Origin of the sequence: Achromobacter deleyi (genome assembly GCF_902859705.1) — a bacterium.
In the GTDB taxonomy this organism is placed as follows: Bacteria; Pseudomonadota; Gammaproteobacteria; order Burkholderiales; family Burkholderiaceae_B; genus Achromobacter; species Achromobacter deleyi.
Map to the genome: position 1 here is coordinate 54,701 of NZ_CADIJO010000025.1, position 20,680 is coordinate 75,380.

Genomic DNA, 20,680 nt, shown 5'->3' on the forward strand with positions numbered 1-20,680 from the left:
CGCGGTGCTTTTTTTTCGTCTGTATTGCCCGGAGGTGTGGGGCTGAAAGTGTGTGCCCCGAAGGGGGCGGCCCCCGGGGCACATCGCCGATGCCCGCCGCGCACAATCATTGCGCGGCGGTGATCCTGCTTGTGGGGTTTATCGCGTGACGTCAATAACGCCAGGTGACGCCGATCGTGCCCGCATTTTCACGGTTGCCGCCGCCATATTGGCCGCTGTACGTGATGCCAATGACCGCCGACTGCGATATCGCCAGATCCACGCCCAGTTCGGTGAATGCCGCGTTGCGTGCGATCGGCGCGCCGGTCACACTGAACGGCTGACTGCCGTCGAAGGCCAGGCGCGTGCCCGGTTCGACGTCGCCGAACGCATGGCGCCATCCCGCCGAGGCGCGCAGCACGGCTTCTGTCTTGCCGGCCGAGAAGGCGGTCTTGCCGCGTAGGCCCAGGGTCGTGGTCGTCAGCGTATTGCTGGCGCTTTGCCCTTGCAGCGCCGCGATGCCACCCGTTTCCTGGAACCCGCGGGTACGCGTATTGGACCAGGCCACGCCGCTGAAAGGCTCGAGTTGCAGGCGGTCGGTGACGGGCAATGCGTAGCCGATCTCGGTGAAGACCTGCGCGGTGCTGGCGCCGTAATTTGCCGTCAGCTTTTCCGGCTGGCCTGCCGCGGCAACGTTCCGTGTCGTGGAGACGTCGTGCCAGATATACCCAGCCCCCGCCAGCCAGTTGATGTTGCCGGGCCCTGCCTTGAAGCTTTTGCCGCCATAGATCGTCGCGCTGTAGCTGTCCACGTCGGCCTTGGACGACTTCGCATCGACGGTGATGCGGCTGTCGGTATAGCCCAGCGCACCGCCCAGGCGCCAGCCGGCGCCCACTGCGTGATCGGCGCCGATGAATACGCCGCCGGTCCGCTGATCCACGCGCGAAGTGTTGTCGTTGCCGTTGAAGGTTTGCCAATTGCCGACGATTTCCGCCCAGGCCGGCTGCGCCTTGGAGCTTGGCAAGGCGGACACCGGCAGACCGCCCGCGCCGTCTTGTGCCACGGGTTCGCCAGCGGCCAAACCGGCATCCAGGTTTGTGCGCAGGCTCTTGAACGGCAAGCTCCTGGCGACTCCGCTGGCGCTGCTCAGGCTGGACGTGATGCTGGCATGTGTCTCGCCCGACAACTGGTCGAACACGCCGGCGGGCGCGCCTTGGGGCAGGGTCAGCACATACTGATATAGCGGGTTGCCGCCGGCCAGGCTTTCGAGCGCGTTGGCCGTGGCTCGCTGGTTGCTCGTGTACGCGGCGTCGGCAAAACGCATGCCTCCGCCTTTCCGGGTCAGGCGCAACGTGACGGCCTGCGGCTCGTACCCGATGCTGCTGTCCACAAAGGCGAACGACGAGGAGGAGGAGGCGAACTGGCCGTTCAGGCGGTTCGCAGTCAGGATGGTGTAGGTCCGTTCTCCGGCCAGACGCGATTCCGGTCCCACGTGCAGCACCGAGCCGGCCAGGTTGGCCGTGCCGGTCACGTCGATGCGATCGCTGTTGTTGGACTCGGGGTCTGCCTCGACCCGGTAGACCGAGCCGGGCGCCAGCGTCAGGTCGCCCTGGACGCGTAGCGTACCGATGGAATTTCCGGGGGCGATCGCGCCGCCCGCCTGCACGGTCGTGTTGCCCACCGTGCCCGTGCCCTGCAGCACGGCGTTATTGCTCACAGACAGTGTGCCGCCCAACGATCCCTGACCTTTGACGCCCACGGACAGCACGCCGGCATCGACCTGCGTGTGGCCGGTAAATGCCGATCCGTCACCGGTCAGCATCAGCATGCCGGCGCCGCTCTTGGTCAAGGTGCCATTGCCGGACACCGAACCCGCGAAGGTGCCATCCTGGGCCTGGTCGAACACGACCGCCCCGCGGTTTTGCAGGTTGCCGCGAATGGAGTCCGCATTGCCGACCAGCGTGCCCGCGTCCACATGGGTGTTGGCGTAGGAATTCTTGCCGCCGAGCACCAGCGTACCCGTGCCCAGCTTGACGAGATCGCCGCCGCCAGTGAGCGGCTGGGCAACCGTGAAGCGGTTGTCGGATGCGGCGATATCGAAGGCGCCGCCCTGTGCTTCCCAGATGATGTTGCGCGAGGTCTGCGTATAGTCGGTGCCGGTAATGCGCAGCGTGCCGCCATTGAAAGCCAGCGGGCCAATGCGATCGCCCAGGTTGACGTCTTGCGCGACGCTCAGTACCCCATCCATGAGGCGGGTGCCGCCGGAATAGCGATTGGCCTGATTCAGCACCAACGTACCGCCGCCCGTCTTGCTCAGCCCGCCTGCGCCTTGAATCGCCACGCCCAGGGTGGCGCTTGCGCCGGTCAGGACGCGCAGCTCGCTGCCGTCGTCCGCGGTCTGTAGTACGCCGCCGGAAGCGTGCGTGGTGAATTGCCAGCCGTCGGTCAGAAACTGCAGGCCCTTGAACGATTGCGTGCCCGCCACGGCCACCGTGCCCGCGGTGTCCTTGAATACCGCGTGCTGATTGCCCCAGGCCGCGGCCCAACTGGGCGCGCCATCCACATTCCACTGCAGATTGCCGGCATCCCAAGTGCCCGAGCCGCCGGTCCAGCTCAGGAGCGACTCGGGGGCCGACACCGGGGCCACGCGCAAGTCGACGACACCGCTGCGCGAGGTATCGACGGAGAATTGGCCGCGCGTGTAGTTGGCAGGGATCGTGTCCAGGGTCAGCCCCGCGCCGTCCAAGGCGCCGCCATAAGTGAACAGGCGGTGATAGCCGAGCGCTGGGATATTGTTGTCCCGGATCTGCAGCTTGCCGTTCAGGCTGAGATTACCGGTGACTCGGGTGGTGCCGGACGTTCCTGGCGTGGATTCCGGGCCGGGATTGCCGAGGTAGTAGCGGAACGTCGAGCCCTGCTGCAACGCCAGGTCGCCGTTGACGCGCAAGGTGCTGAAGCCGGAGCTCACGAGCATGCCGCCGGCTTCGATCTCTGTGTTGCCGACCTGGCCATAGCCTTGCAGCCGGCCGCCATTCTTGACCGAGAGCGTGCCGCCCAGCGAACTATTGCGATTCATGAACAGCTCGCCGCCAGTGACCGTGGTATGCCCGGTAAAGGCGGAACCGTCGAGGTTGATGCCCAGGCGAGCCGGGCCGAGCAGATTGAATTGCCCTTGTCCCGTCAGTTTGCCGGACAGCTCCGTGTAGTCGGAGTGATTGAATGCAACTTGCGCACCTTGGGCAAGCGAGATTTCCCCGCCGAAGAATTTGCCCTCCGTGCCTCCTGTTCCGAATTGCACCGTACCGTTCTGGACATCCAGGCCCATCTTGTAGCCGCCGACCAAGCCCAGCAGTGTCGACTTGCCCGCACCGGTCTTGATCAGTGTGCCTTCCTGCAGCGAAATATCGTTGTCGATGACAAAATCGTCGCTGCGGTTCAGTGTCACGATGCTGAGAGATGACCCGAGAAGAGAGCCACGCCCGATGCTGCCCGATGCGCCGCCGTTGCCGATCTGCAATTTACCGATGACCGTGGTTATTCCGGCATAGGTGTTGTCCGCCGCGAGGATAAGGAGCCCCGTGCCAGACTGCTTCAGTTCCCCCGTACCCGAAATGGGCTGTTCCAAAACGGTAACCGTATCTCGTTGATAAGACAGCTTGCCATTGTTGATCCACTGACCAGGGTTCATCGAATACTGCCCTGATGAGGAAGCGATGATGAGTTCTGCGCCCTCGCCGATGGTTGTCCGACCGGTATAGGTGTTGTTTCCCGCCAGTGACAGAAGTGTGTTGCCAGTAACGTCCAGATTTCCGGGGCCGGAAATATCGCCGTTCACGCCGCCGCTGAAATTTTCAAAAACCAGCAAGCCGTTGTTGACGATGTTGCCCGAGCCTTGGCTGCCGTAGGAGCCGTAGGTACCTTCATTGCTGATGTGCAAGGTGCCCGCGGAAATCTGGATCGGGCCCGAGTATCCAGTGACGCCGAACAGCTTCAATGTGCCGTCAGACACTTTTTCCAGACGGCTGACCCCTTGGAAAAAACCGCCATAGTTTCCCGTTTCGATAGTCAGGGGTTGCGCCGCGCTGGCGACGGATGGGCTGACGGTCGAACTTTGCAGATTCCTGATGTACCCCGGCGAGCTATTGAAATCAAGCGTGGCATACTCGCCCACGAAAGTTGTCGCGGCCTGGCTGGTAATCGCGCTCAGCGCAGTGCTGCCCGCCGCATTCCTCAGTTTGCCGCCTTCGACACGCAACTCCGCTTGCGGTCCCACAGTGACCGGAATGCCGGCGGCCAATTCAATCTCACCCTTCTGGGTATCCATGCCGAACCGGGCAACGCCCTGAATATTCAGCGCACTACCGATCGTCAGGGTCTGGGCGAGCGTCGAGGCTATCGTGCTGGTCTTGCCGGCTTCGAAAATCAGGTTCTGCGCTGGCGTCAATGCCTGGGTGAACTCTGAAATCAGCGTGCCACCTTGCATGGTGATCGTGCCGTTATCCAGTGGCGTCGTCGGGAAGTAACGGGTTTCGCCTTCACCGATGACAGTGCCTTGCGCCATGGCGGAACTCAGCAATAGCGCACCCGTTGCGCCGCCCAGGGGTTTCAGGCGCCGGGCCTGCTTATTTCTTATTTTCATGTCAGGTTTTATGTATGCGGTTGTCTCAGGCTGGGCTTGGCGGGATGATTATCCGAAGCGCATCAGCGCCGAGATAATAGCGCACGAAAAATATAGAAAATCCTGACGTCTCGATGCGAAAAAAATAATCATGGCCATGAGGAATTTTGACCAATGATTAAATAGAAAATAATGTCGAGAATTATGTTGCGGGCAGCCGAAATGCGCCGTCATCCAACGTGTGACGCGGGACGAGACGGCCGAACCGACGCCGTTCAGGCTGCGGCGGTCCATCTTCGGGAGGTTTCACCCGTTCATACGCTTGGAATAGACTGGTTTCCTTCCCAAGGAATCTGTGACGCCATAATGCGCCACGCCACCTTTCCATCCGACCCGCCAGGCCTCCCATGCATTCCTTGGTCCAGACCGTATTCCGCCTTTCCCGCGCATTGCCAGGCGCTGGGGCGCTCGTCCTTGCTGCCGCGGGGCTGTGCGGTTCTGCCGCTTTTGCCGCTCCGCGCACCGTGTACACGGGCACGCTGCAGGGCGCCGGCGATGTGGTGATGGAGCTGGACAGCCAGGCAGCGGCCGATGGCACGCTCAGGGGCCGCTACTTCTATCCGAAGCATGGCGTCGACATCCCGCTCAAAGGCACGCCGCAGGCGCTGCGCGAACCCAGGACCTACTACGAGATCAAGGAAAGCGGCGGCGACCCGGAGTCGGACGCGGCGCCGCCGGCCGCCACCTGGTCGGGCAAGCGCGACGCCGCCGGCTACGAAGGGAAATGGGTCGATGCGCGCACGGGCAAATCGCGCAGCTTCAAGCTGCGCCGCGTTGCCGAGTACGATCCCGCCGCCCTGGCGCCGGATGCCGTGCAGGCCGTGACCGATGCGATCAGCGGCGGCGTGGGCAGCGGCATCGACGTCAATGCCGACATCGACTTGCGGCACGCGCCGTATGAAACGCTCAAGCTCGCCGGCTACGCCGTGCCGGTCGGCCCTGACGTCGGCAACGCCAAGGTGGCTTACCGCCTGTGGCGCGATCCGCGCACGAAGTTCAGCTATCCGCGGCTGAGCCGCCATCCGGACCCGCAGGTGCTCGTACGCATCAACCATCTGTTGGAGCAGCGGCATTGGCAGATGAATCTGGCCGCGTTGGAATGCATGGCCACGATCTACACAGACGGCAATCCGGCGGCGGGCACGCTGGGCAGCTATGACGACGAGAACATCACGGTGGCCTGGCTGTCGACGGCGCTGATGACGTTGACCGAGTCCGGCAGCCTGTACTGCGGCGGCGCGCATCCCAATAACCATTTCGATCCCTACACCTTCGATCTGCTGCGCGGCGAGTACCTGAATTGGAATCGCATTTTCGACGCGTATGTGCCGGGTGATGATGGCCTGCGAACCGCAAGCCCGACCTTGCTGGCACTGATGGAAAAGGTGCGGGCGCCGCTGGCTGCGGAAAACGCCAAGGGTGCGGCCGACGGCGAATCGCTGGAAGGCTGCTCGGATGTCTGGCCCAGCTATCTTGCCTTGAGCGTGGCGTCGCCTGGCGAACTGGTGCTGTCGGTGTCGGGCATCGGCCATGCCATGGGCGCTTGCCTGGGGCCGCATGCCAGCGTGCCGTTCAAGGCATTGAAGCCGTACTTGAAACCGGGTGGCCAGGCTTACTTGGTGACCGAATAGCGTGTATTGCGTGGGACGGGCTGGCGCAGGGCGTCCACCTGCACCTGGCGGAAGCCAGGTGGGCCTTTCGTGATGAACACGGCCGAGCAGATTTTCCAGGCCTGCCAGGATTTCCGCAGTGGGGCTTTTGGCGCCTGATACGGCCTCAAAGCGGCAACAGCGCAGTCGCTTCGATTTCCACCAGCATGCCGTCCAGCGCCAGGCGCGGCACCGGGATCAGGGTGCAGGCCGGGGCCAGGTGGATGCCCCAGCGCGACTTGATCTCTTGGGAAAACACGGCCAGGCGTTCCTGGCTGTGGTCCACCACCAGCACCGTCAGCTTGGCCACGTCGAACAGGGTGGCGCCAGCGCCTTGCAGGGCGGTCTGGACGTTGTCCAGCGCCTGGCGCACTTGCTTGAGGAAATCGGGCTGCAGCTCGCCCTGGACGTTTTCGCCGCCCTGGCCGGCGGCAAAGATCAGCCGGGCCGGGGTGTCGGCCACCGCCACGTGCGAGTAACCATTGGGCCGCGGGTCGTACAGGCCGGGCGGATTGATGAAGGCGAGCGAGGGCAGGGCGGGGGTGATGCGGGACGGCATGGCGGGCTCCAGAATCGTGTCGGTCTTGATGGGAGCGCCAGTATCAAACCTCAACCACGGTTGAGGTCAAGGAACGCGGCCGGGCATCACTTGTCGGCCAGGCCGACGGATCAGGACAGCGCGCGCGGCGGCATGGCCGATAGTTCGGTCAGGCTCAGGCCACAGCTGCGGGCGCGCTCGGCCAGGGTGGCGCTCTGTTCCAGCGCGCGCTTGCTTTCGGCCAGCAGAACATCCAGCTGCTCGTCCAGCGACGCGGCCATGACCCAGGCTCGTTCGGTGAATTCGGCCGAAAACGCATCGACACAGGTCTTGCAGATGGCCGAACCGTTTCTTTCCAGAAGTGGGGCGCCTTGCGCCAGCGTCGAGAGGCAAAAATGACAGGCGAGGGCGCGGCTCATGCGTCGGGGGCTCGTGGTCGAAGGGAGGCCCGGCGCAAGCTGTCTTGCGGGGCCTTACCTTATGGACAACGGCTTGGCGGGCGCACTCTTAAATGACCGGGGCGCCATCGCACCCTGGCCAGAGGCGCCCCTGCGGCGCATTACCCCACGTAGGCCGGGCGCAGCGGGGCCGCGATGGCCTGGGGCGTGACGTCGATGACGGTCTCGGCGGGCAGCTTGAAGAAGGCGGCGGTGGCCGCCAGGCGCTTGGCCTGCTCTTCCAGTGACGAGGCCGCGGCGGCAGCCTCTTCGACCAGGGCCGCGTTCTGCTGGGTGACGTCGTCCATCTGGGTCACTGCGCGGTTGATCTGGTCGATGCCGATGGACTGCTCGGTCGAGGCTTCGGTGATTTCCGCCATGATCTGGGTGACGCGCTGCACCGAGGCCACGATTTCCTGCATGGTGTTGCCGGCCGCGCGCACTTGCTCGGCACCGCTGTCGACGTTGCTGGTCGATTGCTCGATCAGGTCTTTCACTTCGCGGGCGGCCTGGGCGCTGCGCTGGGCCAGGGTGCGGACTTCGCCGGCCACCACCGCAAAACCCTTGCCCTGTTCGCCGGCCCGGGCGGCTTCGACTGCTGCGTTCAGGGCCAGAATGTTGGTCTGGAAGGCGATGCCGTCGATGACCGACACGATTTCGGCAATGCGCCGCGAGCTCTCCGAGATGCGGGCCATGGTTTCCACGACCTGGCCCACAGCCTCGCCGCCGCGCAGGGCGACGCCACGGCTTTCGGCCGCCAGGCTGTTGGCCTGGTGGGCATGTTCCGTGTTCTGCTTGACCGCGGTGGCCAGCTCTTCCATGGACGCGGCGGTTTCTTCCAGCGATGCCGCCTGCTCTTCGGTGCGCGAGGACAGGTTGGTGTTGCCCGACGAGATCTCGGCCGCGCCGGTATTGATTTCGTTGACGCTGCGGCGCACTTCGCTGACGGTGCGGGTCAGGCTTTCCTGCATGCGCTTGAGCGCCGTGAACAGCACGCCGATCTCGTTGTGGGAGTTCACCGCGACGCGCTGGGTCAGGTCGCCCGAGGCGATGCGGTCAAAGTGCAGGGCGGCGTCCTTCAGCGGTTGCAGCACCTGGCGGCTGATGAAGCGCCAGCAACCGACCGCCAATGCGGCGGCCAGCGCCAGCATGATGATGGTCGACAATTCGGCACGGTCGTAGCGCTGGTCGGATGCGACATTGATCTCATCGGTGCGCCGTTCGGTGTGTTCCAGGAAGCTGTTGACCCGTTCGACGAAGCGGGCGTCGGCGGTACGCGTGTCGACCACGGCGGCCGCATAGCCCTCGGCGGACTGTTTCTGCAAGGCCTGTTCCAGCGCTTCGATGCTGCGCACATAGGCGGTGAACACGCCGTCCAGGTCGCTGGCCAGTTTCTTGCCGGCCTCTGTGTTCTTGGGCACGCGTTGGTAGACGGCGAAGCGTTTGCGGGCGTCTTGCAGGTATTGGGTGGCCTGGTCGACGCTGGCCTGGGCTTGCGCGCCCTTGCCGCTGGTGATGTCCAGGTAGGCGGCCACCAGCGTCAGGCGGCTGCGCAGCAGCAGCGTCTGGGTTTCGTACAGAGGACGGGTTTGTTCTGCAGACACCGAGCTCAGGTCGTCCACCGCCATGTCGGCAGCCTTGGCGTAGAGCCAGCCCATGCCTGTGGCGACCGCCAGCGCCAATACGAAGAGGGCCAGGACGGCCGCGAGGCCGGTGCGTATCTTCAGGTTCTTGAGCATGGTGGGGGGCTCCTGTGTGTGTCTTGGGGCTGACCCGTCAAAGCGCGGTCTCGGAAAATCCGGGCTGACTGTAAATTTAAATTACATAACTAACAATTGATCATTTTTCAGGGGGGCATTCTGGTTTTGGCAATGCCTGCCCCGAGCCAGGCTAGAACAGCTGGGGTGCATCGCTGCGGATGAAGCGCAGGAAGCGGTGGGCGGCGTCCGACAGGGGGCGCGAGGCATGCGTCTGGAATTGAAGCTGGCCGGCGTTGAGCAGGGCGTCGTTGATGGGCCGGCAGATCAGCCGTCCCGTTTCCAGGTGATCGGCGGCGGTGAGCCGGGCGCACAGCGTCACGGCGTCACCCGTCAATACATATTGGTAGGCCGCATCCGGCAGGTTGGACGTGAAGGCTGGCGACAGGGTGATGTTGTACAGGCTGCACGCCATGTCGAGCACCTGGCGCAGGGCGCTGCCGCCTTCGGGCAGCGCCAGCGGATAGGCCGGCAATTGGGTGATGTGCAGCGATTCGCAGGCCGCCAGCGGATGGCCGGGTCGCATCACGGCCACGATCTCGGCCGGATGCGAATAGATGACGGCAATGTCCTTTTCGGCCGAGTGGCTATAGGTGACGCCGATGTCGGCCTGGGCCGAACGCACGCGTTCGGACACCAGGCCGGCATCCAGGATATGCAGGCTGAAGCGGATGGACGGGTGCTCGGCCTGGAAGGCCGCGAACTTGCGCGGCAGGGCGCAGGCGGCAAAGCCCGGCGCACCGGCGATCTTCACCGTCTGGGTATAACGGCCGTTCTGGCCATCGATTTCGGCATAGGTACGGGCGGCGTCGGCTTCCACCCGGCGGGCATGGTCGGCCAGGATCCGGCCGACTTCGGTCACGCGCATGCCTTTGGGATGGCGTTCGAACAATTGGTTGTGCAGGCGTTGCTCCAGCCCCGCGATCTGCCGGCTGACGGCCGAACTGACGACGTTGAGCCGGGCGGCGGCGCCATTGACGGACCCTGTGTCGACAACGGTGAGAAAGTAACGAAGCGCGGTGCTGTCGAATTGGAATCGCTTCATTGATATGAGTGCCGTAAATCTCAGTGTCGAGCCCGGGCGGCCGGCAACCGCTAAAAGAGGGTGCGCGGGAGGCGGCGGCCCCCTGGGGCGGTCGCGCCGCGGCGTCTTGTGAACGCGCCGGCCAATGGCGTCGGACCATGGAAGCGAGGGCGGGTCGTACCGCGGACAGGCCGTGAGCGCCATCCGGGGAGGCCGGCGCGCTGCGATGCCAGCCCTGGCCTGCGGGACAGGCGATCGGGCCAGAGGTGGAATTTATTCCAGCAACACCTTTTGCCACAATCGCAAATTTATCAATATTGCATTCTAATTTCGGCAATAAGACGCAGCGCTGGGGCCTGGCGGCGAGGCGCGGGCCAGGCACGAAAAAAAGCGCGCCCGAAGGCGCGCTGGAAAACGGGTGGCGGCGGGCCGGGGGCTCAGTCCACCACGAAGCCGCCCGGGCCGGTCTGGCCCAGCAATTCCCTGGCACATTGCACCGCTTCATGGGGCGTGGCTACGGCCAGGAAGGGCATGCCGAATGCCTGCGCCATCTTTTCGGCGCGCTTGCGGATCTTGGCCAGGGCGCCGGCATCACGCTCGACCGCGATGAACGCGCGGCAGCGCGCCTTCAGCCGGGCCATGTTGCTGGTCTGCCATTCGATCATTGCCTTGCGGTCGTCGTGGCTGGCTTCCTGGCGCATGTCGGGCACCACCATGACGAAGGTCTGCGGGTTGTTGACCAGCATTTCCATTTCGCGGATCCAGCTGGTGGAATAGCCGGCCGGCGCGCTGCCGTGCTTGGCCGTGACGATGGGGAATTGGGACAGGTCGTGGAAGAAAAACTGGTCGCGGTTCATTCGAATTCTCCGATATAAGGGGCGGGCGCATCCTTGCGGCAGCCGCAGCCGCCGTAAAGCACCAGGCTGTAGGAATCCAGCGTGAAGCCGCAGTCCTTGGCGATCTTGCGTACCAATTGCGCCATGGCGGGGTCGCTGGATTCCTGTATCCGGCCGCAATGCCGGCAGACCAGGTGGTCGTGGTGTCCCTTGTCATTCAGCTCGTACACGGTCGAGTGCGAGTCGAGCTGAGTACGTTTGAGCACGCCGGCGTCCTCAAGTTGCGTAATGACGCGATAAACCGTCGCCAGGCCGATGCTGCTGCGTTCCGAGATGAGGCTGCGATAGATGTCCGCCGCGCTCATGTGCTGATCTGTATGCTGGTGAAAGACGTCCAGGATCTTCAGGCGCGGGAAAGTGGCTTTGATGCCGGCCACGCGCAGGCGGGTGTGGTCCATGTAGATTCTCCGGTTCCGGGGCCGATGCCCGAATGATGAGAATGATGTACATTTTCAAATGATCCCGCTAACGGGAATCCGTCAACCTGTAGCTCAAATCTGCCAACCATGTTCCAGGTGACCGTGGTCCACCAAGCCCTTCCCGATGTCCTGCTGACGCCGTTCAGCATGCGGCGCCCGCGGGAATCCAAGGGCATCTTCGTCCCCGACCATGTCCATAACGAGGGCATGCTGGTGCTCGTGCATGAAGGGCTGGTGATGGTGCAGGCCGGCGCGCAGGTCTGGACGGTGCTGCCGGGCAGCCTGGGCTGGATTCCGCCCGGGGTGACACACGCCGCGCGCTGGTTCGGCGAGGCCCGCGGCTCGTTCCTGTATGTGCGGGAAGACGCCTGCGCCCGCTTGCCGACGCATTGCCGGTCGTGGCCGTCGTCCAAGCTGATCGACGCGCTGGTCGAGCGCTTCACCACCAGCCCGACCGGCGCCTTGTCGGAGGCCTACCTCGAACAGCTGTTCGAGGTGCTGCTGGCCGAGATCGCGCAGCGCGAACACGCGCCGGTGCTCTTGCCCATGCCGGACGATCCGCGTCTGCAGGACCTGGCCAATTCGCTGCTGGGTACGCCGGACGACCCCTCCGGCATCGACGAATGGGCCCAGCGCCTGAACATGTCTTCGCGCACGCTCATGCGGCGTTTCCGCCAGGAAACCGGCGTGACGCTGGGCCAGTGGCGCCAGCAGGCGCGCCTGCTGCGGGCCCTGGAATTGTTGTGCAGCGGCGGTTCGGTGACCGAGGCGGCGCTGTCGGTCGGCTACGAGAGCACCAGCGCGTTCATCGGCAGTTTCCGTACGGCGTTCGGTACGACGCCCACGCGCTACCTCGCCGGGCGAGAGTAGACGCCCCGCTTTCCCCGCGGTTTACGGATCTTCACTTTTTCCCGACAGATTTGCGGATCTTCCCGCACGCCCCTTGCCTACCATGGCGCCAGGGTAGGACAGGTCTTCTCGTCCTGCCCTCCATGCATCAAGGGTGTTCCATGACTTGCCAACCTTTCCTCGTTCTCTCGCCGGCCGGGAGCGCCGGCGCCGCCGTGGCCCCGGCCCCGGCAAACGCCTTCGCCCAGGTCCTGGCGCGCCTCTTGGCGGCCACCCGCCACGCCTGGCAGCTGGACGCCGCCGCGGGGTGCGCGTCGTGATTGCGCCACCGACCGTGCAACCGGCCGGGCAGCGCACCTGCGCGCTGCTGATCCACGGCCTGGGCGGCACCGAATTCGACATGGGCTCGCTGCACAAGGTGCTGGCGCGCGCCGGGGTGGAAACGCACGGCGTCACGCTGCCGGGCCACGCCGGACGGCCCGAGGACCTGCTGGACGTGCGGGTCGAGGACTGGATGGACGTGGTGACCCGCCGCTATCGCGAGCTGTGTGCCCAGTACGAGGTGGTGCACGTCATCGGCATGTGCCTGGGCGCCTTGCTGGCGGTCGAACTGTGCAAGCGCGAATCGCACACCCGCGGCGCGCTCGTGTCGCTGTCGGCGCCGGTGTTCCTGGACGGCTGGAGCACGCCCTGGTATCGCGGGCTGCGCTATCTGCTGTACCACGTGCCAGGCGTGCCGCGCCGCATCCGGGTCGAGGAAGAAGACCCTTACGGCGTCAAGAGCGAACTGGTGCGGGCCTTCATCAAGGCGGGTTTTGCGCGCGGCGATGGCTTTCACTATCAGTGGGTGCCGCTGGCCTGCGTGCGCCAGGTGGACCGCCTGCGCGGCATGGTCAAGCGCGGGCTGGAACAGATGCGCTGCCCGACCTTGGTGATGCACGCGGTCGAAGACGAGCTGACCAGCCCGCGGTCGGCGCGCCTGCTGGGCGAGCGCATTCCCGGCGCCTCGGTCGTGCTGCTGCAGGACAGTTATCACATGATCTGCGTGGATCACGAACGCGAACGGGTGATGCAGAACGTGCTGGAATTCCTGGGCAAGGACCCGGGCATCGTGCGCACTCGCCGACGTGCCGCCGAGCCGCAGCGCGGCCGCACACAAGCCGCGCAACTGCCGGCGCAACAGCCGGCGGACAGCCTGCTGGCGGTGGCCCGCTAGCGCGCTGGCTGACGTCAGGCCGCGGCGGGTTGGTCGGGCTGGTTGGGGTGCGACGGGCCTTGCGGATCGTTTTCGGCGTCCGGGCGCGGCGGCACGGCGGGCAGGCCCAGGCTCAGCCGCAGGCGCTGGCAGTCAGGGTTGGGCGAGCCATCGGGTTGCCAGATGTCGAATTCGCGGCAGGGCGTGGGGCGGTTTTCGTAGATGGCGCAATGGATGCCGGGCTTGCCCAGTTCGCCGCGCAGCGAAATGCAGCGGCCGCCGCCCATTTCCGTGCCCTTCATGCAGGCCCGCAACGGGCTCATCTGCGTGACCAGCTCGATGGGCACATGGCCGCCGTTTTCACCGGCCAGTTCGCCGCAATAGAACGACACCCGGAAATGTGAGCAACAGGCGCCGCAGTCCAGACAGGGATTGGCGGCCGGGTTGGCGTCGCCGGCCAGCGTGGCGGGCGACACGAACGTGATGACGGATGTCTCGAGCAGGGACATGGCGTGGGAAGTCCGAAAGCCTGTCCGGCTCCGGCTGCGGCCGGGCGAATCCGGGGCATGTCGCCCGCGCGCCTGGCAGATCCGGCAAGGGCGCGCGGACACGGCCGGCGCGGGATCAGGGTCGGAAATAGTAGCTGGATTCGGCTTGCGGCTGCTACGACTTTTTTCGGGGACGTGGCTGGAGTAGCATCGGGAACCGATTGCCGCCAGGACCTTATCCATGAATGCCAATTCCGCCTTCCCCGACGGCCGCGCCCGTTGCGGCTGGGTCGACACTTCCGCCGACTACATGGCCTATCACGACACCGAATGGGGCCGCCCGGAAGGCGACGACCGCGCCCTGTTCGAACAGCTCTGCCTGGAAGGTTTCCAGTCCGGTCTCAGCTGGCGCACCATCCTGAACAAACGCGAGGCTTTCCGCCGTGGTTTCGCCAATTTCGAACCGGCCAAGGTGGCGCGCTTTGGCGAGAAACAGGTGCTGGCCTTGCTGGCCGATGCCGGCATCGTGCGCCATCGCGGCAAGATCGAAGCCGTCATCAACAACGCCCAGCGCGCGCTCGAAATGATCGAACGTGAAGGCTCGCTGGGCGCTTATCTGTGGCGCTTCGAGGCGCCTGCGGGGGCGCCGTCCACGCTGGGTGCATCCACGTCAGAACAGTCCGACGCCCTGTCCAAGGCGCTCAAGAAACTGGGCTGGAAGTTCGTCGGCCCCACCACGGTCTACGCGTTCATGCAGTCGGTCGGCATGGTCAACGACCACCATCCCGACTGCTATTGCCACAGCCTCAGCGAACGCGCACGCAAGGCGTTCAAACGGCCGGCGTGACGGTCGCTGCACCCGGTATGCAGTAACGTCCTTCGCGATAGGCCCAGCTGGGCCACAGGGCGTGGGCCAGCGCTTCGGCGGCCAGGTCCGGGTCCAGCGGCACCGGCGCGTAGTCTTCCGGCGCGGTGTAGCGGTACTGCACGGGTGTCTTGTTGGGGGCCATCACCAGCAGGTCGTTTTCCTTCAGGTAACCGTAGGTGTTGTCGTACTGCATGATGGCGCGGCCCGGTGTGCTGCGGGTCAGGTCGTGGCCGATCATGGGGTGTTCGGTATCTACGCCCATCAGCGACAGCAGCGTGGGCGCCAGGTCGATCTGGCTGATCAGCCGGTCGTCGCGGCGGGCTTCGATGCCGGCGCCCAGGATCACCGCGGGAATATGGAAGTGGCGCACCGGCACCAGGCTGGCGCCGAACACGCGCGAATCGTGGTCGGCGGCAATCAGGAACACCGTGTTTTCCCAGTACGGCGCGTCCTTGGCCCGCTCGAAGAAGCGGCCCAGCGCCCAGTCGGCATAGCGCACGGTGTTTTCCACGGTGGCGGGGTTGCCTTCGGTCTGGATGCGGCCCGCCGGGTATTCCCAAGGCGAATGGTTCGACACGCTGAACGCCAGGGTGAACGTGGGCTGGTCGCCGTCTTCGCGCAGTAGCCGGTCCAGCTGGTTGAACATATCTTCGTCCGACGCGCCCCAGGTGCCCACGAAAGCCGGGTCCACGAAGTCTTCGCGGTCGACGATCTGCTTGAAACCGTTGCCCAGGAAGAAACCCTTCATGTTGTCGAAGTGCGACTCGCCGCCATAGATGAAGCGCGAGTGGTAGCCGTGGCGGCCCAGCAGGTCGGCCAGCGAGAAAAAGCCGCGCTGCGAGCGGGGCAGTTTCAGCACGGCCTGGGCCGGGGTGGGTAGAAAGCCGGTCACGACGGCTTCCAGGCCGCGCACCGAACGCGTGCCGGTGGCGTAGGCGCGGGTGAAGGTCCAGGCGTCGCGTGCCAGGGCGTCGAGCTCGGGCGTGAGGTTCATGCCGCCCAGGCCGGCGCTGTACTGCGCGCCCAGGCTTTCTTCCAGGATGATCACCAGGTTCAGCGGGCGCGCCGTCTTGCGGGTAGCGGGCTGGCGATGCAGGCTGGGGTGGTCCGCGTTGGCGGGCGGATAGGGCAGGCCGGCCTGGGTCAGCACACGCCGGTGCATGTCGTCATCGTCCATGCCGCCATACACGGCAGAGGCCGATTTTTCATTCTTCATGCTGTAGACGGCATAGAACACGTTATAGAGCGAGTTCAGCGCCAGGGTGTTGAGCATGCCGTCCGAACTGTAGGCCACCGACGACGGGTTGATGGGCCGGTGGCCCAGCGTGCCGCGGATGGCCAGGATGACGATGGCCAGGATGGCCAGGCTGGCCAGCGGCATCTGCCACCAGGCCAATTGCGGGTCAGGCGTGGCGTGGCCGAACAGGGCGTAGGCACCCCAACCGATCAGCGCCAGGGCGCCGAAGCCGCCCAGCAGCGCGGCCTTGTAGCCCCGCCACAGCATGCCCGACACTTCGCGCGGGTGTTTCAGGTATTCGACGAACAGCCGGTTGGGCCGGGTGTCGTATTCCAGGATGAAGGGCGGCGTGGCGACTTCCAGGAAAGCCAGCAGGATGAAGGCAACCAGGTACCAGATGCCGGCGGCCGTGGCGGCGAACGGCAGGTGGCCCAGCCAGGGCGACAGCACTGCCGGCAAGGCGGCCAGCACGCAGATCTGATGGGCGTCGATGCGCAGGCCGCCCAGCAGCAGGGGCGCCAGGCCCCCCGCATTGCGTACGCGTTGCCATTGCCATGCGGCCAGCGCCAGGCGGCTGAGTGTCAGCAGCGCAAAGGCTGCCACCACGAAAATCAAACTCGAATGCCGCATCGGGCCTCCAGGTAGTACTGCTGTCCGCCCCGGTCGGGTGCGCAAATTCGGGGTGATCGCGCATTTGAACAGGGGTGGCGTCGAAAATTCGGTAGGGATTATTCCGTCCGTCAGCAGGAAAAAGCGGGTGCAGACAGGCTGCTTTGTAACTTTTGCCGACCGTGCGCTCTATGACGCGGAAAAATCCGCACACATTATGAGGCCGGCAAGCTTAACCTGCCCGGCTCCGCGCGCTACCCTTGAGCTAATTAGGGTCGGGGCATCGGCGCCCCGGCGACAAAGGCAGGGTGATAACGATGACGCGCAAAACAAAAATAGCGGTCGGGATTGTCGGGGGGCTGGCCCTCGTGGTCGTGGTGCTGGGGGTGGTGATCGCCACTTTTGACTGGAACCGGGCCAAGCCCATGATCAACGAACGGGTCACCGCGGCTATTGGCCGGCCCTTTGCCATCAATGGCGACCTGAGCGTGCAGTGGACGCGAGAGCCTGACGAAGGCGGCTGGCGGGCCTGGGTGCCATGGCCGCACGTGGTCGCCAATGACATCAGCGTCGGCAATCCGGACTGGGCCAAGGCGCCACAGTTCGCAACCTTGAAACGCGGCGAGTTCAGCCTGTCGCCGCTGCCGCTGCTGAGCCACCGCGTGGTGATCCGGCGCATCCAGTTGACCGAGCCCGCCGCCGACCTGGAACGCTTGGCCGACGGCCGCGCCAACTGGATTTTCACGCTGCCCGAATCGGGCGAGCCGTCGCCCTGGGTGCTGGACATCAATGAGATCGGCTTCGACAAGGGGCGGGTGGGCTATGCCGATGCGATTCTGCAGGCAGACCTGACCGTGCTGGTCGACCCCCTGGGCAAGCCGGTGCCGTTCGCCGACGTGGCCGGGTCGGCCTTCGTGCCGCAAGACGGCGCGGCGCCTGCGCCGCGCGACTATGTCTTCGGCTGGAAGGTCGATGGCAAGTACAAGGGCCTGGCCACCAAGGGCGAGGGCAAGGTGGGCGGCATGCTGGCCCTGCAAGACCCCAAGCAACCCTTCCCGGTGCAGGCCGACGTCGCCATCGGCGGTACCAAGGCGTCGGTGACCGGTACGCTGACCGACCCGGCCAACCTGGGGGCGCTGGACCTGCGGCTCAAGCTATCGGGCGGGTCCATGGCGCAGCTGTATCCGCTGACCGGCGTGACCTTGCCGGACACGCCGCCCTATTCCACCGACGGCCATCTGGTGGCCAAGTTGCGCAATGCGGGAGGCGCGGTGTTCGACTACCGCGACTTCAATGGCCAGGTGGGCAATAGCGACCTGCACGGCGATGTGTCGTTTTCGCTGGCTGCGCCGCGGCCCAAGCTGACCGGCAAGCTGTCGTCCAGGCAACTGCGCATGGCCGATCTGGGGCCGCTGGTCGGGGTGCCTTCGGGCAAGGCCGCGCCGGCCCAGGACAAGCCCAAGGACGCGCCGGCCAAGCGCGCCGGCGGCAAGGTGCTGCCGGACCAGGCCTTTCGCACCGATCGCTGGCGCGACATGGATGCCGACGTCTCGCTCGAGGCCGGCCGCATCGTGCATGACGCCAAGCTGCCCCTGTCGGATCTGACGGTGCACGTGGTGCTGCTGGACGGGCAACTGACGCTGGACCCGCTGCGTTTCGGCATGGCGGGCGGCACCATGGCCGCGACGCTGCATCTGGACGGCTCCAAGGCCCCCATGACCGGGCGCGTCGACATGCATGCGCGGCGCCTGCGCCTGAAGCAGCTCTTTCCCGCCACCGAGTCCATGCAGAAGACGCTGGGCGAAATGAACGGCGACCTGGCTTTGTCGGGCACCGGCAATTCCGTGGCCGCACTGCTGGGTACGGCATCCGGCGACGTGAAGATGCTGGTCAATGACGGCGTGATCAGCCGCAGCCTGATGGAAATCGCGGGCTTGAACGTGGGCAATTACGTGGTGTCCAAGTTGTTCGGCGACGACGAGGTCAAGATCAATTGCGGCGCGGCCGACCTGGAAATGAAAAGCGGCGTGATGACGCCGCGCGTGTTCGTGTTCGACACCGAGAATGCCCTGATCAACATCACGGGCCCCACCGACTTCAAGAACGAGAAGCTGGACCTGGACATCACGCCGGACAGCAAGGGCTTCCGGATCTTCTCGCTGCGTTCGCCGCTGTACGTACGCGGCACGTTCGGCTCGCCCGACGTGGGCGTGCACGTGCTGCCGCTGGCGGCCCGCGGGGCGGGCATGGTGGCCCTGGGCGTGATCCTGACGCCGGCGGCCGGCCTGTTGGCGCTGATTGCGCCCAGCACCACCGACGACAATTCCTGCGCCACGCTGCTCAAGCAGATGCGCGTGCCACCCAAGGCGCCGGCGCCTGCCAAGGGCAAGTAGGGTGGGCGATGCGGCCGGGCCGGTGCCGACGGCGCCTGGCGCCGTCTCGCGCGTGGCCGCCTAGCGGGGAAGCGCCATCCGCGCGCCGTCGGGGGCGTGGTTGTCGGCGATGCAGACGGCGTTGCGGCCGTGGTTCTTCGCGTAGTAGAGCGCCCGGTCGGCCCGCTGGATGACTTCGTCCAGCGTCGCGCCGTGTTCCGGGTAATGGGCCACACCCGCCGACATGGTGATCGGCGCGGGCAAGCCCGCGGCGGCGCCCAACTGGGCCAGCTTCAGTCGCAACCGTTCGGCGGTGGCCACGGCCGCCGCCAATGGCGCACCCGGCATCAGCATCACGAATTCCTCGCCGCCGCTGCGCGCCACGGTGTCGCCGCTGCGCGAGCCTTCGGTCAAAAGCGTGGCCAGGGCCTGCAAGGCGCGGTCGCCTGCCGCGTGGCCGTAGCGGTCGTTGATGTGCTTGAAGTGGTCGATGTCCATCGCCACGATCGACAGCGGCGTTTCCGCCGCCTGCAGCAGCGCCATCGCCTCGTCCAGGCCGCGGCGGTTCAGCAGCCCGGTGAGCGTGTCGGTGGTGGACGCGCGGCGCAGGTCGCGAATCTTGTGCTGGATCGACGCCAGCCCCATCAGCAGCGCGCGCTTGAGTTGCGAGGCCTCGAAATACCACGACCGCACCTTGCGGATGCGCTCGGTCGAATCGGGGTCCTGCATGCGCTTGGCGATGCCGGCCAGTTCGCCCAGTGGGCGGGCGATCCAGCGCGACAGCAGCCACAGCAGCACGATGGACAGCAGCAGGAGCGGCAGGGTGTTGCGGGCGGTCGCCATCAGCAGGTCGTTCAGCGGCAGCAACGTGCTGGCCACCGGCCGCTGCGCGATGATGGTCCAGCCCGTGCTGGGCACCGGCGCGTAGCCGGCCAGTATCTCGGCGCCGTCCGCGTCGGTGAAGCGCAGCTCACCGGTTTCGCCGCGCAGCGCCGCACCCAGCTTGGCCTTGTCGGCGGACATGTGGCCCAGGCGGCTGCGGTCGGGGTGGTAGATCAGCGTGCCATCGCGCGCCAGCACGTACAGCAGCGAATCATCGCGGTTGAAATGCTGGCCCAGCAGGCGGTCCAGCACATTGTCTTCGTGCAGGTAGAGCGTGCCGGCGATGTAGCCCAGGTAGCGGTAGTCGCGGGAAAAAATGGGATGGGTATACAGGATCAGCCAACGGCCGGTGCTGGCGCGAAAGGGCTCGCTGATGAACGGACGCCGGGTGGTCAGCGCGGTCTTGGCCGCCTCGCTGGTCATCTGCTGGCCCTTCAGCTGCGGGTACGACGGCGACACCGCCAGCACCATGCCATCCGGCGACACCACGAAGCTGGAATTGAAATGACCCAGCTGTTCTTCCTGGCGGCGCGTCTCCGACACAGCGAGTTCGGGGTGGGCCTCCATGTCGGCCAGCGTGTCGGCGCTGAAGGCCAGGTGGCGGCGCAGGTCGCCCAGGAAGTATTCGGTGGTGGCGGCCAGCTTGGCCGCATAGACGCGGTTGCTTTCCAGCGCGTTGTGCAGCAGCAGATCGCGCTGGACGAGATAACTGGCATGCAGGCCCGCCGCCAGGACCAGGAAAATCGACAGCAGGCTGATCCACAGGATGAGGCGCCGGAGGTCGATGCGGAACATGGGAGATC

The 20,680-nt window shown here is 65.5% G+C and carries 16 protein-coding genes; 6 read left to right on the forward strand and 10 right to left on the reverse strand.

Annotation, left to right across the window (positions count from 1 at the left end; genetic code table 11):
* Positions 1-151: 151 nt before the first annotated feature.
* A complete protein-coding gene (locus tag HV798_RS26005; RefSeq protein WP_175190705.1) occupies positions 152-4,618 on the reverse strand; it encodes an autotransporter domain-containing protein in 4,467 nt (1,488 codons plus the stop codon).
* Positions 4,619-5,004: 386 nt separating this feature from the next.
* Here HV798_RS26005 and HV798_RS26010 point away from each other — a divergent pair, with 386 nt between their 5' ends.
* Complete coding sequence (locus HV798_RS26010) at positions 5,005-6,288, forward strand: hypothetical protein (RefSeq protein WP_246289172.1); 1,284 nt, start codon at positions 5,005-5,007, stop codon at positions 6,286-6,288.
* Between the two features lie 69 nt (positions 6,289-6,357).
* Positions 6,358-6,426 (forward strand): hypothetical protein, encoded by a 69-nt coding sequence (locus HV798_RS31965; protein WP_367647327.1) that lies wholly within the window; start codon positions 6,358-6,360, stop codon positions 6,424-6,426.
* Positions 6,427-6,433: 7 nt separating this feature from the next.
* On the opposite strand, the gene HV798_RS26020 is transcribed toward HV798_RS31965, so the two are convergent.
* The 6 genes from HV798_RS26020 to HV798_RS26045 all read right to left on the reverse strand — a co-directional run bounded on the left by HV798_RS26020 (position 6,434) and on the right by HV798_RS26045 (position 11,356).
* On the reverse strand, positions 6,434-6,865 hold the full coding sequence (locus HV798_RS26020) for a RidA family protein (RefSeq protein WP_175190706.1): 432 nt from the start codon (positions 6,863-6,865) through the stop codon (positions 6,434-6,436).
* Between the two features lie 110 nt (positions 6,866-6,975).
* On the reverse strand, positions 6,976-7,263 hold the full coding sequence (locus HV798_RS26025; RefSeq protein WP_175190707.1) for an MSHA biogenesis protein MshH: 288 nt from the start codon (positions 7,261-7,263) through the stop codon (positions 6,976-6,978).
* Between the two features lie 140 nt (positions 7,264-7,403).
* Positions 7,404-9,020, reverse strand: a complete 1,617-nt coding sequence (locus tag HV798_RS26030; protein WP_175190708.1) for a methyl-accepting chemotaxis protein — start codon at positions 9,018-9,020, stop codon at positions 7,404-7,406.
* Positions 9,021-9,171: 151 nt separating this feature from the next.
* Positions 9,172-10,083 (reverse strand): LysR family transcriptional regulator, encoded by a 912-nt coding sequence (locus HV798_RS26035; protein ID WP_025136662.1) that lies wholly within the window; start codon positions 10,081-10,083, stop codon positions 9,172-9,174.
* A 416-nt stretch (positions 10,084-10,499) separates the two neighbouring features.
* Entirely contained in the window at positions 10,500-10,919 is a 420-nt protein-coding gene (locus tag HV798_RS26040; RefSeq protein WP_025136663.1) for a hypothetical protein, read from the reverse strand.
* On the reverse strand, positions 10,916-11,356 hold the full coding sequence (locus tag HV798_RS26045; RefSeq protein WP_175190709.1) for a Fur family transcriptional regulator: 441 nt from the start codon (positions 11,354-11,356) through the stop codon (positions 10,916-10,918). The genes HV798_RS26040 and HV798_RS26045 overlap by 4 nt, the downstream gene beginning before the upstream one ends.
* Before the next feature lie 108 nt (positions 11,357-11,464).
* Here HV798_RS26045 and HV798_RS26050 point away from each other — a divergent pair, with 108 nt between their 5' ends.
* Complete coding sequence (locus HV798_RS26050; protein ID WP_025136665.1) at positions 11,465-12,247, forward strand: helix-turn-helix domain-containing protein; 783 nt, start codon at positions 11,465-11,467, stop codon at positions 12,245-12,247.
* A gap of 295 nt (positions 12,248-12,542) precedes the next feature.
* A complete protein-coding gene (locus HV798_RS26055) occupies positions 12,543-13,442 on the forward strand; it encodes an alpha/beta hydrolase (RefSeq protein WP_246289175.1) in 900 nt (299 codons plus the stop codon).
* A 14-nt stretch (positions 13,443-13,456) separates the two neighbouring features.
* Here HV798_RS26055 and HV798_RS26060 read toward each other — a convergent pair whose 3' ends face one another.
* Complete coding sequence (locus HV798_RS26060) at positions 13,457-13,930, reverse strand: YkgJ family cysteine cluster protein (protein ID WP_025136667.1); 474 nt, start codon at positions 13,928-13,930, stop codon at positions 13,457-13,459.
* Positions 13,931-14,150: 220 nt separating this feature from the next.
* Here HV798_RS26060 and HV798_RS26065 point away from each other — a divergent pair, with 220 nt between their 5' ends.
* Positions 14,151-14,756, forward strand: a complete 606-nt coding sequence (locus HV798_RS26065; RefSeq protein WP_175190711.1) for a DNA-3-methyladenine glycosylase I — start codon at positions 14,151-14,153, stop codon at positions 14,754-14,756.
* On the opposite strand, the gene HV798_RS26070 is transcribed toward HV798_RS26065, so the two are convergent.
* A complete protein-coding gene (locus HV798_RS26070; RefSeq protein WP_175190712.1) occupies positions 14,740-16,644 on the reverse strand; it encodes an LTA synthase family protein in 1,905 nt (634 codons plus the stop codon). The genes HV798_RS26065 and HV798_RS26070 overlap by 17 nt on opposite strands.
* A gap of 296 nt (positions 16,645-16,940) precedes the next feature.
* Here HV798_RS26070 and HV798_RS26075 point away from each other — a divergent pair, with 296 nt between their 5' ends.
* A complete protein-coding gene (locus HV798_RS26075; RefSeq protein WP_175190713.1) occupies positions 16,941-19,016 on the forward strand; it encodes an AsmA family protein in 2,076 nt (691 codons plus the stop codon).
* A 60-nt stretch (positions 19,017-19,076) separates the two neighbouring features.
* Here the strand turns inward: HV798_RS26075 and HV798_RS26080 are convergent, their stop codons facing one another.
* Positions 19,077-20,672, reverse strand: coding sequence for a sensor domain-containing diguanylate cyclase (locus tag HV798_RS26080; protein ID WP_175190714.1), 1,596 nt, complete (start codon positions 20,670-20,672; stop codon positions 19,077-19,079).
* Positions 20,673-20,680 lie beyond the last annotated feature (8 nt).